General features: G+C 70.1%; 12 protein-coding genes. 7 read left to right on the top strand and 5 right to left on the bottom strand.

The genetic code is table 11. The annotated features are described in order from the left end of the window. Positions 1–18: 18 nt before the first annotated feature. Positions 19–1,371: a beta-1,3-glucanase family protein gene (locus OG496_RS44585; RefSeq protein WP_366493710.1), complete on the bottom strand. Its 1,353-nt coding sequence runs from the start codon at positions 1,369–1,371 to the stop codon at positions 19–21. A 269-nt stretch (positions 1,372–1,640) separates the two neighbouring features. On the opposite strand from OG496_RS44585, the gene OG496_RS44580 reads away from it, so the two are divergent. Next, complete coding sequence (locus OG496_RS44580) at positions 1,641–2,450, top strand: thioesterase family protein (protein ID WP_405974902.1); 810 nt, start codon at positions 1,641–1,643, stop codon at positions 2,448–2,450. A gap of 21 nt (positions 2,451–2,471) precedes the next feature. Here the strand turns inward: OG496_RS44580 and OG496_RS44575 are convergent, their stop codons facing one another. Next, positions 2,472–3,269 (bottom strand): SDR family NAD(P)-dependent oxidoreductase, encoded by a 798-nt coding sequence (locus tag OG496_RS44575; protein WP_405974901.1) that lies wholly within the window; start codon positions 3,267–3,269, stop codon positions 2,472–2,474. A gap of 3 nt (positions 3,270–3,272) precedes the next feature. Next, complete coding sequence (locus OG496_RS44570; protein ID WP_405974900.1) at positions 3,273–4,808, bottom strand: acyl-CoA synthetase; 1,536 nt, start codon at positions 4,806–4,808, stop codon at positions 3,273–3,275. A gap of 212 nt (positions 4,809–5,020) precedes the next feature. Between OG496_RS44570 and OG496_RS44565 the strand changes: the two genes are divergently transcribed. From OG496_RS44565 to OG496_RS44555, 3 genes are read left to right on the top strand one after another with little or no spacing between them, the layout of a single operon-like run. After that, positions 5,021–5,857: an enoyl-CoA hydratase/isomerase family protein gene (locus OG496_RS44565; protein ID WP_405974899.1), complete on the top strand. Its 837-nt coding sequence runs from the start codon at positions 5,021–5,023 to the stop codon at positions 5,855–5,857. Between the two features lie 15 nt (positions 5,858–5,872). Continuing rightward, the gene (locus OG496_RS44560) at positions 5,873–6,931 is read left to right on the top strand and encodes a 2,3-butanediol dehydrogenase (protein WP_366493716.1); all 1,059 of its coding nucleotides are present in this window, start codon (positions 5,873–5,875) and stop codon (positions 6,929–6,931) included. A 1-nt stretch (position 6,932) separates the two neighbouring features. After that, on the top strand, positions 6,933–8,087 hold the full coding sequence (locus OG496_RS44555; RefSeq protein ID WP_393758037.1) for an acyl-CoA dehydrogenase family protein: 1,155 nt from the start codon (positions 6,933–6,935) through the stop codon (positions 8,085–8,087). Positions 8,088–8,130: 43 nt separating this feature from the next. On the opposite strand, the gene OG496_RS44550 is transcribed toward OG496_RS44555, so the two are convergent. Continuing rightward, positions 8,131–8,838, bottom strand: a complete 708-nt coding sequence (locus OG496_RS44550; RefSeq protein WP_366493718.1) for a TetR/AcrR family transcriptional regulator — start codon at positions 8,836–8,838, stop codon at positions 8,131–8,133. A gap of 141 nt (positions 8,839–8,979) precedes the next feature. Here OG496_RS44550 and OG496_RS44545 point away from each other — a divergent pair, with 141 nt between their 5' ends. Then, entirely contained in the window at positions 8,980–10,977 is a 1,998-nt protein-coding gene (locus OG496_RS44545) for a dehydrogenase E1 component subunit alpha/beta (RefSeq protein ID WP_366493719.1), read from the top strand. Positions 10,978–11,047: 70 nt separating this feature from the next. On the opposite strand, the gene OG496_RS44540 is transcribed toward OG496_RS44545, so the two are convergent. Further along, entirely contained in the window at positions 11,048–12,097 is a 1,050-nt protein-coding gene (locus OG496_RS44540; protein WP_405974898.1) for a cyclase family protein, read from the bottom strand. Positions 12,098–12,253: 156 nt separating this feature from the next. On the opposite strand from OG496_RS44540, the gene OG496_RS44535 reads away from it, so the two are divergent. Continuing rightward, on the top strand, positions 12,254–12,652 hold the full coding sequence (locus OG496_RS44535; RefSeq protein WP_405974897.1) for a YybH family protein: 399 nt from the start codon (positions 12,254–12,256) through the stop codon (positions 12,650–12,652). 50 nt (positions 12,653–12,702) lie between these two features. Continuing rightward, positions 12,703–13,101 carry a nuclear transport factor 2 family protein gene (locus tag OG496_RS44530; protein ID WP_405974896.1) on the top strand — a complete coding sequence of 133 codons (399 nt, stop codon included), beginning with the start codon at positions 12,703–12,705 and terminating at the stop codon, positions 13,099–13,101. Positions 13,102–13,119: the final 18 nt, after the last annotated feature.

Below are 13,119 nucleotides of genomic sequence, written 5' to 3'. Positions count from 1 at the left end.
GCGATGTGTCCGTAGCACCTACCAGCCGACGGCGACCAGGAGCCACTGCGGGTTGGCGTGCGAGATGAACGAGGACTGGCCTGCGACATCGTCGTAGGGGAAGCCGTAGGCAAGCTGGTTGATGGCGTTGTCGTGCCAGAACTTGGCGTAGTAGTTCGCGGGCGCCGCCTTGTAGAACTGCGCCGGGTCGGACTGCTGCGACGCCGGCAGGGTCGCCACATGGCGGTTGAGGGCGGCGCACATGTTGGGATCGGCGGCCAGCGAGCCGGCACAGCCGAAGATGTCGGAGGTGGCCGCGTTCACGCCGACCGACTGGGCGTACGACGTGAAGTAGCCGGCGTTGGCGCCGCCCGCGCGGAAGCTCGGGTCGCTGCCGGGCGCGATGATCCGGTACGGCGCCTGCGTCTGCGCCAGCACCTTGAACTGGGTCGGCACCGCGTCGGTGAACCGCTGGAAGGTGGTGGCGCGGTCCTCGGCGAAGGTCGCCCGGTTCTCGCCGACCTCGGTGTCGTAACCGTCCTTGCTGTGCAGGCGCATGGCGAGCTTGAGCCCGAAGGCGTCGACGCGGGTGGTGTTGCCGTTGAAGACGTTGCCGCCGACCGTGAACTCGATGAAGTCGTAGTAGGAGCTGGTGGGTGAGCCCAGGTAGAAGTACATGCGGCCCGCGGAGTTGGCGGGCATGTCGAGGTAGGGCTGCTCGGCGATGGAGTGCGTCTGACCGTTGAAGCTCCAATACACCTGGCTGTCCGGGTACTTGCCGTTGGTGCGGTTGAGGATCTTCACCTCCACGGCGTTGTTGGCCGCGGGGATGTCACTGGTGCTGCCCCAGAAGTCGTCGGGCGGGGTGGTGCTTCCGGGGCCGTAGACCTGGAACTCCCAGAGGGAGTAGCCCCATTGGGTGGCCCGGGCGGTGCCGTACAGGCGGACGTAACGGCCGCTGCCGGTGACGGTCAGGTTCTGGGTGCCGCCGGTGGCCGTCGTGGTGGAGTAGACCGTGGTCCAGGTGGTCGCGTCGGTCGAGGTCTGGATCTGGTAGCCGGTGGCGTACGCGGCCTCCCAGTTGAGCGAGACGCGGGTGATCTGCTGGACCGTTCCAAGGTCCACCTGAAGCCACTGCGGGTCGGCGAAGGCGGAGGACCAGCGGGTGCCGGTGTTCCCGTCGACGGCCGCGCTCGCGGGGAAGGACGCGCTCTCGGTCGAGGACGCGGTGGCGGGCCGTCCCTGGGACAGCAACTGGTCGGCGGCGCGGGCGGGTGAGGGGCTCAGGGCGGCGAAGAAGGCGACGATCAGGACGACGGCCAGACCGAGAGCCGTACGGGAGCGCAGGGCTCCGGTCGGAGGTCTGGCGGATATGCCGGCGGGTGTCTGCATGGGGGGTCTCCTCAGCGGGGTTGGGAGCGCTCTCCCCGGGTTGTAGTCCCGCCCTTGCCCGTCGTCAACAACTGAAGCCGAATCAACGGCAGTTCGTCGCTGAGGCCGCTCATGGCGGAGCATCCGTTCAGAACCCAACCGCAGGACTCGCTCCAACCCGCCCCTTCCCTCCATCACTTGACGCGTCCGGTACGGACCTTTCCGCAGGTGGCAGAGTGGTCACCGGAAGATCGCACGCACGGCGAGAACAGCCTTGGGAGAGAAGTCCGTTGAACTCCGGCACCACGGTCCCCGACAGCTACTACGAGCGCATCGACGAGCACCGCTACAAGCCCACCGCCCACGCGGGCGGCGCCTGGGACCCGGACGAGCTGCACTTCAGCCCGCTCGGCGGGCTCGTCGTCCACGCCATCGAGCGCCGGTTGGCGCGGCGGCCGGGCGGCGACGGGCTCGTCATGGCGCGGATCAGTTACGACATCCTGGGCCGGCTCGCCCTCGACGAGTGCGAGATCCGGGTGGAGGTCGTCCGCCCCGGCCGCACGATCGAGCTGGTCGAGGCCGTGGTGCTGGTCGCCGACCGGCCGGTGGTGCGGGCCCGGGCCTGGTTCCTCGCCGCGATTGACACCACCGCCGTCGCGGGCGGCCCCGACGAACGGCTCACCCCTCCCGAGGAGTTGGCCCCCTGGGAGATGAGCGCGCTGTGGCCCGGCGGATACATCGCCTCCGTGGACGTACGGCCGCTCGCGCCACCCCGGCCGGGCCGCACGACCGCCTGGATCTCCACCCGGCACGCCCTCGTCGCCGGTGAGCCCAGCAGCCCTCTCGCGTCCTATCTCGCGCTCGTCGACACCGCGAACGGCATCGCCGTACGACAGCCGCCGACCGCCTGGATCTACCCGAACGTCGACCTGACCGTCCACCTGCACCGCCAACCCGTGGGCGACTGGACCGGGTTGGACACGACGGTCACCTTCGGGCCCACCGGACAGGGTCTGACGAGCACTGTTCTGCACGACGTCGACGGCCCGGTCGGACACGCGCTGCAGATGCTCACCGTGCGGCCCGCGCCGGAGCGTTGACCGCGCTCGTGATCAATACGGCTATCGCGCGGTCCAGCCGCCGTCCACCGTGAGCGTGGTGCCGGTGACGAAACGGGACGCGTCGGAGGCGAGGAACACCGCGGCTCCCCCGAGTTCCGAGACATCGCCGACGCGGCCCAACGGCGTGCTGTCGACGATGCGTTCGCCCCAGCGGCTGGCCAGCAGGCCGGAGCTGAGGTCGGTGTGGAAGTAGCCGGGCGCGAGGGCGTTGACGCGCACCCCGCGGTCGGCCCATTCCACGGCGAGGGACTTGGTGAGGGCCTCGACCCCGCCCTTGCTGGCGGCGTAGGCGGCGATCCGCTCGAAGCCGGTGCGGGCGTGCACCGAGGAGACGTTGACGATCGAGCCGGAACGCTGCTCCAGCATCACCTTGCCCGCCTCGCGGCAGCAGTAGAAGGTGCCTTGGAGGTTGACGTCGAGGACCTGTCGCCAGTCCTCGTCGGTGACGCGCTCGCTGCGGGTGAAGTGAGGGCTCGTACCGGCGCAGTTGACCATCGCGTCGAGGCGGCCGGTGTCGTCGGTGATGCGCTCGACGATGGTCCGTACGGCGGCAGAGTCGGCGACCGAGCCGGGCAGGACCAGCACCTTGCCGCCGTGGGGGGCGAGTTCGGCCTCCAGACTCTCAAGATCCGCTGCGGTACGGGCCGTTGCCGCCACGGTGGCGCCCGCCTGGGACAGGGCGACGGCCACCGCCCGGCCCAGTCCCTTCCCCGCACCCGTGACCCACACCGTCCGCCCGTCGAGCCGAAGTTGGGCATTCACGTCGTTCACGGCGGTCACGTCAGTCACGTCGGTCATGGCTCAGCCCTCCGCGGGGATGTCGCGCAGGGTGCGCTTGAGGACCTTGCCGGACGGGGTGCGGGGCAGCTCGTCGACGATGTCGAAGCGGGCCGGCACCTTGAACTTGGCGAGGCGGGTCCGGCAGAACTCCCGCAGCTCCTCCGCGCCGGCGTCCTCGCCGGGCCTGAACACCACGAACGCACGCGGGACTTCGCCCCAGCGGGGGTGGCTCAGCCCGACCACGGCGGCCTCCAGGACGGCCGGGTGCTCGTACAGCACCCGCTCCACCTCGGGCGTGGCGATGTTCTCGCCGCCGGAGACGATCATGTCCTTCTTGCGGTCGTCTATGAAGAGGAAGCCGTCCTCGTCGACGTGCCCGATGTCGCCGGTGTGGAACCAGCCGTCCCGGAGAGCCGCCGCCGTGGCCTTCTCGTCCCGCCAGTACCCGGCGAAGACCTTCGGTCCGCGCAGCGTGATCTCGCCCAGCTCACCGGCCGGAACCTCGACGCCCGTGTCGTCGACGATCCGCACGCGCGTGTGCGGGACGGGGCGGCCCACCGAGCCCAGCTTGGTCAGCGCGTGCTCGCGGTCGAGGAAGGTGTCGCCGGAGACGGTCTCGGTCAGGCCGTAGGCGTCGGCGAACCAGGCGTTGGGGAACGCGGTCATGACGCGCCGCAGCACCGGTTCGGGGGTCTTCTCGCCGCCGCCGAGGATGAAGCGCACCGAGCTGGTGTCGTACTCCTCGCGGTCGGGGACCTCCAGGACCGCGTTGACCATGGCGGGCGCCAGCCACACATTGGTGACCCGGTGCTTCTCGATCGCGTGCAGGACGCCCTGCGGGTCGAACTTCCGCTGGAGTACGACACTGCCGCCCGCGTGGAGGACCCCGAGGGCCGGCATGTCCAGGCCGCCGACGTGGTAGAGCGGGCCGCAGACCAGCGTGGTGTCCGCCGCCGTCAGACCGAAGTGGACGATGTGGGCGAGGTTCTTGGCCTGGAGGTTTCCGTAGGTGATGCGGACGCCCTTGGGGCGTGAGGTGGTGCCGGAGGTGTACATGAGCCGCTGGAGGTCGTCGAGCTCGACGTCCACGGGCTCCACCCGCTCCCCCTTGTGCCGGGCCAGCAACTCCTCGTAGTCGGTCCACGGCTCCTCGGGCGGCTCGCCCCCGCCGATCAGGATCCGGTGCTCCAGGTCCGTCAGACAGCCGGCGCTGCGTTCCACCGCCCGCACGAACTCCGGCTCGGTGACGATCACCTTGGCCTGGGCGTGCCCGAGGATGTACTGCCACTCCTCTTCCGAGAGGCGGTAGTTGAGCGGCAGGAAGACCGCGCCGAGCCGGTTGGCCGCGTGGACCAGCTCCAGGAACTCCGGCTGGTTGTAGAGCAGCAGACCGACGACATCACCGCGTCCGACGCCCAGCTCGGCCAGACCGGCCGCCAACTGGTTCACCCGCTCGTGCAGGTGACGGACCGTCAGACAACGCTCGTCCTGGACGACGGCGACGGCGTCCGGCCGCTGCGCCAGGTGGTAATCGAGGATGCTCGCGAAATTGTGCACGGCTCACTCTCGCTCTGTGGTGTTCGGCACTGAACACGGCTCGACCACGGCTCATGGGGCATACCGGATCCCGACCGGTCGGTTGCCCACTCACATGATTTAGTGTACCCCTTGGTCTATAAAACCAATGAGCCGCACTTTACGACGGCACGTGCGCATCGACAACCGTCCGAGCGCACGCGACGCCGCTTCCGCCGACGAGGAGGGTCTTCGTGCCACGCATCCGGCTCGACACCGACGGACCGGTCGTCACGGTCCGCCTCGACAACCCGCCGATGAACGCCTTCGACTCCCTGCAACGCGAGGAGCTGGCCACCTGCGTACGCGGGCTGGCCGACTCCCCCGCCGTACGGGCCGTGGTGCTCTACGGCGGCGAACGGCTCTTCGCCGCCGGCGCCGACATCAAGGCCCTCGCCGCGATGGGCCCGGAGGAGATCCGCGGCTGGAACCGCGCGCTGCAACGCACCTTCGACGAGGTCGCCCGCCTGCCCATGCCGGTGATCGCGGCGGTCACCGGCTACGCCCTGGGCGGCGGCATGGAACTGGCCCTCGCCGCGGACTACCGGGTGGCCGCAGAGGACGCGGTCCTCGGCCAGCCGGAGGTGCAGCTCGGCATCATGCCGGGCTCGGGCGGCACCCAGCGGCTCGCCCGGCTGATCGGCCCGTCCCGCGCGAAGAACCTGTTGATGACCGGCCGCAGAGTGAAGGCAGAGGAGGCGCTACGCCTGGGCCTGGTGGACGAGGTGGTCCCCACGGGCTCCACCCTGGAGGCCGCCCTGACCTACGCCCGCCGACTGTCCGAGGGCCCACCGGCAGCCCTGGAGGCCATCAAAGAGGCCGTGGACCACGGCACGGACGCGAGCATGGCGGCCGGCCTGGCCCTCGAACGCGCCCTGTTCACAGGGGTGTTCGGCACGGAGGACGCAACGGCGGGCCTCCACGAGTTCCTGAACCGCAGGACACCTGAGGTACGCGGGGCCGAATCGCCGGGCGGCTCCGCCGCGGGGCGCGACCAGCCCTCACAGACCCGCACCCGACGCACGACCTGAAAGGGGTGGACAAACATGGAGGCACTCGTCTGGCACGGTGCACAGGATCTCCGTTTCGAAGAGGTGGCCGAACCCCCTGACCCCGCCCCGCACGAGGCCGTCATAGAAGTCTCCTGGTGCGGAGTCTGCGGCACGGACCTGCACGAGTTCCTCGAAGGCCCCCATATGATCCGCGAGGCCCCGCACCCCCTCACGGGAGCCGAACCGCCCCTCGCCCTCGGCCATGAACTCAGCGGCACAGTAGTCGCGTTGGGCGCGGACGCACCCGGCATCACCGTCGGAGACCGCGTCACCGCGGACCCGGTGTGGCGCTGCGGCGTGTGCTTCTGGTGCACGCGCGGGGAGTACCACATCTGCCCCAAGAGCGGTTCCGTGGGCCTCGCTTCACCCGGCGGCTTCGCGGAACGCGTCACCGTGCCGCTGGCCGGCCTGACCCGCCTCCCGGACAACGTCAGTGACGAACTGGCCGCCGTGGCCGAGCCGTTGGCGGTCGGGCTGCACGCCGTGACCCGGGCCGGGGTCAAGCCGGGCGACAACGTTCTCGTGGTCGGCGGCGGCCCGATCGGCGTCGCCGTGGTCCTCGCGGCCCGGATCGCGGGCGCCGCAGGGCTGTTCGTCAGCGAACCCCTCGCAGGCCGCCGCGAGATGCTGCTCGGCATCGGCGTCACCGAGGCCTTCGACCCGCGCGCGACGGACGTACGGCGTGAGGTGTTCGTGCGGACCGGCCGGATCGGCCCGGACGTCGTCATCGACGCGACCGGCGTGCCCGCGCTCGCGGGGCAGGCCGTGTCGATCGTGCGGCGCGGCGGACGGGTCGTGCTGGCCGGGGTCGGGCACGGCAGTGTCGAGTTCGACATGGGCCAACTCGTGTTCTACGAGCGGTCGGTGGTCGGCACGCTCGGCTACAACTTCGACATCCCGCGCGTGATCGATCTGATGAGCACCGGGCGCCTGGACGCCTCCGCCCTGATCACCGGCCGTTTTCCGCTCTCGGGAGGAGCCGGTGTCTTCGAGGACCTGGCCGCCGACCGGGCCAAGCACCTGAAGGTGCTGCTGACCCCGAAGGGACTGTGACATGGACTTCGACCTGCCCGAGGAGACCCTCGCTCTCCAGGACATGGTCCGCGAGTTCGCGGCCAACGAGATCACGCCCCACGCGGCCGAGTGGTCCGAGAACGAGATCTTCCCCACCAAGGTCTTCACCAAGCTCGGCGAACTCGGCCTGATGGGCATGCTCGTGCCGGAGGAGTACGGCGGGGCGGGCTCGGACACCGTCACCTATGTCGCGGTGATGGAGGAACTCGGCGCCGCCGACCAGTCGGTGGCCTCCTCGTGGAACGCGCACTCGACCATCGGCACCCTGCCGTTGCTCGCGTACGGCACCGAGGAGCAGAAGCGGCGCTGGCTGACCCCGCTGGCCAAGGGCGAAGCGCTCGGCGCGTTCGGGCTGACGGAGCCGGACGCCGGCTCCGACGCGGCCGGCATCGCGACCACCGCCCGCCGCGCGGACGGGGGTTGGGTGATCAACGGCACCAAGATGTTCATCACCAACGCGGGCACCGACATCAGTCAGGGCGTCACCCTGCTCGCCACGACGGGCAAGGGCGCGGACGGACGCAAGGGGTACGCGACCTTCTACGTGCCGACGGGTACGCCCGGTTACACGGTCGGCGCCAAGTTGAAGAAGCTCGGCTGGCACGCCATGGACACACGGGAGTTGGTGTTCACCGACTGCTGGGTCTCCGACGACCATCTGATCGGCGAGGAGGGCAACGGGCTGCGGCAGTTCCTGTCCGTGCTCGACGGCGGCCGGATCAGCGTGGCGGCGCTGGGGCTCTCGCTGGCCAAGGCGGCGCTGACGCTGGCCGTCAAACACGCCAAGGAACGGCACCAGTTCGGGCGTCCGCTGGCGGACTTCCAGGCGGTCGCGCACAAGATCGCCGACATCGGTACGGAGTACCAGGCCGCCCGGTGGATGGTCTACCGCGCCGCGTGGCTCGCCGACCAGGGCCGTCCGCACAGCACGGAGGCCGCCATGGCGAAGCTGTACGCCTCCGAGGTCGCCAACCGGGCGGCCTCCCAGTCGCTGCAGATCCACGGCGGCTACGGGTATGTGCGGGAGTCGGAGATCTCCCGTTTCTACGCCGACGCCAAGATCCTGGAGATCGGCGAGGGCACCAACGAGATCCAGCGCAATGTCATCGCCAGGGCCCTGGTCCAGGGCGCGTGAGCGGGCGGGATCCGCGGTGCGCCGTCGCGCACCGCGGGTCCGGTCAGCTCGCCACGGAGACCGCTTCCCACAACGCCTCGGGATCGAGGGGCAGTTCGGGCCGGGCCCGCTTGAACTCGGCGGCCAGGGCCTCGACGTCCGGGAGGTCGCCGACGGACGCGGCGAAACCGCGGAACAGCGTCGAGCAGTACTCGCCCGACAGGAACGCGGCGTCCCAGCTGCCGTCCGGCCGCACCCACTGGTAGGTGTGGTTGTGGAGGTTGAGGAACTGGAGGGTGGCCAGGTGCGGTTCGACCGCACGGAAGGACCCCTCCTCGACGGCCTCCGTGAGCAGGCCGGTGATCAGCAGTTCGAAGTCGGAGCGCTGCCGCAGCACGATCTCCAGCTCCTTGCCGCTGAGGCTGCGGTAGTCGTGCTCGTAGACCCAGATGTGGTCGAGCCTGCGGAAGATGATCGTCAGCAGCGACTCGGACAGCAGGCGCAGCCGCAGCAGCGGGGCCTCGTCGAGGGCCGCGATCTCCTTGGCGCGGGCCAGCAGCGGGCCGAGCACCCGCGACTGGATCTCGATCAGCAGGTTCTCCTTGGAGCCGATGTAGTAGTACAGGGCGCCCTTGGCGAGCCCGACCGCGCGGCCCAGGTCGTTGATGGAGGTCGCCGCGTAGCCCTGTTGTGCGAACAGGGACGCCGCGGTGTCGATGATCTTCTGGCGTCTGACTTCGAAGCCCGGCCCATGACCCGGCGGTCGTGGCATCTCTTCTCTCCCCTTGCCGTGACGACGTGCGTGCTGTCCCGGGTCCGCACAGGCGCCGGATCGTGGCACGCCTGGGGGAAGCGGCCCCGGGGACGTCGCTCTAGTTTGCTAGACCAAACGGTACATTAAAGCGAGGACCGTATGACTCAGGCATCGCATCACACCGGCACGGGCTCCGCACAGACGGACCAGCTCCTGGAGATGTACCGCCGGATGCGGCGCATCCGGCGCTTCGAGGAGCGGGCGTCCGATCTGTACAAGGCGACGGAGATCCCGGGCTTCCTCCATCTGTCGATCGGCCAGGAGGCGAGCGCCGTCGGCGCCTGCTGGCCGCTGGGCGCACGGGACGGCATCACCTCCACCCACCGCGGCCACGGCCACGTCCTGGCCAAGGGCCTGGACTCGGCGTCGATGATGGCCGAGCTGATGGGCAAGGACGCGGGCACCTGCCACGGCCGCGGCGGCTCGATGCACATCGCGGACCCCGGTCTCGGGATCTACGGCGCGAACGGCATCGTCGGCGCGGGCCTCCCGATCGCCGCCGGGGTCGCCACCGCCGCGAAACTGCGGGCGGCCGGTGACGTGGTGGTGGCGTTCTTCGGCGACGGGGCGGTGGCCCAGGGCATGTTCCACGAGGCCGTGAACCTGGCCGCCGTATGGGACCTGCCGGTCGTCTTCCTCTGTGAGAACAACCACTACTCCGAGTTCTCGCCCGAGGCCGAACAGCACCGCGCACCGCTCTCCGCCCGCGCCGCCGGGTACGGCATCGGATACGAACACGTCGACGGCAACGACGTGGTGGCGGTGGCGCAGACGATGACCGGAGTGGTCGCGCGGCTGCGCGCGGGCGGCGGCCCGGTCCTCGTCGAGGCCGAGACGTACCGCTGGCACGGCCACTACGAGGGCGATCCCGAGCGCTACCGCCCCGCAGAGGAGGTCGCCGCCGCCAAGGAACGCGACCCGCTGCTGGTGGCCCGCCGGCACCTGACGGCGGCCGGGGTGCCGGCCGCACTGGCCGACGCCGTGGACGAGGAGATCGACAAGGAGATCGAGGCGTCGGTCGAGTGGGCCAGGGGCCTGCCGGAGCCCGCCCCGGAGACCCTGCACGACTACGTGTCGGCCCCCCGCCTCCTCGTCCCCGAGCCCGCGCCGCTCCCGGCCGACGCCGAGATCTTCCGGTCCATGGACGCCGTACGACTGGCCCTGGAGCACGAACTCGCCGCCGATCCAAGTGTGTTCGTCGCCGGGATCGACGTCGGCGCGGGCGGCAACGTCTTCGGACTGACCCGCGGACTCGCCCAGGCCTTCCCCGGCCGGGTGCGGGACACCCCGATCAGCGAGAGCGCCGTCGTCGGTACGGCGGTGGGGGCGGCCATGGCCGGCATGAAGCCGGTGGTCGAGATCATGTACATGGACTTCATCGGCGTCGCCTTCGACATGCTCCTCAACCAGGCCGCCAAACTCCGCTTCATGACTGGCGGCCGGGCCTCGATGCCCCTCGTCGTCCGCACCCAGTTCGGCGCGGGCCGCTCCTCGGGCAGCCAGCACTCGCAGAGCCTGGAGGCCCTGCTGGCCCACATCCCCGGCCTGACGGTGGTGATGCCGTCCAACCCGGCGGACACCTACGGCCTGCTGCGCGCCGCGATCCAGGACCCCAACCCGGTGGTCTTCGTGGAGAACCGGCTCCAGTACGGCCTCAAGGGTCCCAAGCCCCCGGCCGACCACCTGATCCCGCTCGGCAAGGCCAAGGTCGTCCGCGAGGGCACCGACATCACCCTGGTCTCCTGGTCCCGGATGGTCCAGGACGCCCTGGCCGCCGCCGAGTTGCTCGCCGGCGAGGGTATCGGCGTCGAGGTGATCGACCTGCGCACCATCTCCCCGCTGGACCGGGAGACCGTCCTCGCGTCCCTCGCCAAGACCAACCGCCTGGTCATCGCGCACGAGGCGGTACGCGACTTCGGCGTCGGCGCCGAACTCGCCGCCATGGCCGTCGACGAGGGCTTCTGGCACCTGGACGCCCCGGTCACCCGGGTGGCACCGCCGTCGGTCCCGGCGCCGTACGCACCCTCGCTGGAGCGGGTGTGGCTGCCGTCGCGGGACACGATCGCGGACACGGTCCGGCGGATCGCCGCGGTCTGATCCGAGCGGTTCGTGCTACGACGGGAAGGGCCCCCAGAATCTCTGGGGGCCCTTCCCGTCGTAGCGGCTGTCAGACGGTCGCGACCGGTGTCAGCGGACTGCCCTGTGTCCCCGGCAGGTTGAGCGGGGGCGCGGTGAGGAGGAAGCGGCTGCGATTGTGCTCGCGCAGCCAGGCCGCCAGCTTCTCCAGATACCACAACTCGCCCAGCGGGACGCCCAGTTTGAAGAGGCAGAGGTTGTGGATCGGGAGCAGCGAGTGCGGGGTGTTGTCCTCGGGGCCGACGCCCACGCCCTCGACGGCGTAGTTGTCCGAGACCAGCGCGGAGATCTGCGACTCGGCGATCCACTCCAGGAGCGCCGGGTCGAACGCGTCGAGGTAGGAGGCCGTGGTGTGGATACCCACGGGGTCCGGGTTCTTGCCCCAGGCCATCACCGCGGTGTCGAAGCCGGTGTGCAGGAGGAGCATGTCGCCGGGTTCGACGACGATGTTGTCGGCGGCCATGATCTCCTGAAGGGTCTTCAGGTTGACCGGCTGCCAGGTGTTGCCCAGGTGGTGGGCCAGGTCGATCAGGACGCCCCGGCCCTGGACCCCGTGTTCCGCCATGTGCTCCAGGCCGAGGTGGCGGGCGAAGCCGAGGGTGCCGCTGCCGTCGCCCTTGGCGTCCTCCTGCGGTCCGACGATGTCGGTGTCGGCGCGGTAGCCGTTGTAGTAGACCGCCTCCTCGACGCCGTCACCGTCGGCGTCGAACTCCTGGCCCTGGTGGGCGAGCGCGTCCCACTGCGTCGAGTACTGCAGCCAGAGGGTCACCACGTCGTCGGACCAGACGTCCCTGAGGTGCGGCGAGAAGTGCTCCCGCGCCTTGATGTTGTAGAAGACGTCCTGCTTGTGTTCGAGGTCCTCGGTGGGCCGCAGGATCGGAGGGTAGCGCCGCTGGTTCAGCTCGCTCCCGCCCGGATAGTCGAGCGGCAGGCTCAGGCTGAAGCTGATCCCGTGCTCGACCTCGCGGACCCCCTGCAGCACCTTCTCGGGGGTGAGCAGGTTGATACGGCCCAGTTCGTCGTCCTCGCCCCAATCGCCCCACGTAGAGCCCGGCGGACGCTGCTTCCAACGCTTCGTCATGATCACGCCTCCTTCGGCGACAGTCCCCGTTGACCAGCCGCCCGCATGTTATTTGTGATTGTACCGATCGGTCAACGAATCCGACGCGCACCCCTCCCTTTATCTTCGACTCATCAATAGACTGAGTGGTCGAAACACCCGACCTTGGAGCGAAGAATGAGCGAATCCACACAGGCGTGGGTCGTGGCGGGCGTACGGGCCGCACTCGGCGCGCACACCCAGGCCCAGGACGCCGGCCGCACCGACGACGTCGTCGCGCAGTACGCCCCCGACGGCGTCCTGGAGATCCCGGGCATGGACCCGGTCGAGGGGCGCGACGCGATCCACGCGGCCTTCAAGGGATGGGAGCCGGTCCAGCCGCAGCTGCACCTGGTCACCAACACCGTCGTGACGTCCACGGGCGAGGACGAGGCCCGCGCCCTGAGCGACGTGGTCTTCCTCCAGCGCGGCGAGGCCGGCTGGGCGGTGGGCGTGGTCGGGCACTACGACGACACGCTGCGCCGGCACAACGGCACCTGGCTGCTGCAGCACAGGAAGACGACGTACCAGGCGTAACCGCCCTGCCCCACAGGCCCCTTGACCTTCCTTCCCGACCCTGGAGTGAGATGACCACCACGATCGACGCGTCCGTCACGGCGGCCGTACAGACCGCCATCGCCGCCTATGCCCAGGCCCTGGACGCCGGACGGGCCGACGACATCGCCGACCTGTACACGGCGGACGGCGTCGCCGAGATAGTCGGCATGGCCAAGTTCGAGGGCCGGGAGGCGATCCGGCAGGGCTTCGGCGGCTTCGCGCCCCAGGCACCGCAGTTGCACCTGATCGCCAACACCGTCGTCACCTCCGCGACCGAGGACGAGGCGACGGCCACCAGCGACCTGGCGTTCTTCGCGCGCGGCGAGACGGGCTGGACCGTGCAGATGGTCGGACGCTACGACGACGTGCTGCGCCGCGAGGACGGCACCTGGCGCTTCCAGCGGCGGGTCACGACCTTCGCGGAGTAGGCCCCGGCGAGAACCCGG

The organism is Streptomyces sp. NBC_00988, from assembly GCF_045162645.1.
In the GTDB taxonomy this organism is placed as follows: Bacteria; Actinomycetota; Actinomycetes; order Streptomycetales; family Streptomycetaceae; genus Streptomyces.
The sequence above is the reverse complement of the archived record's forward strand: the minus strand, read 5'-3'. Positions and strand labels throughout refer to the sequence as shown.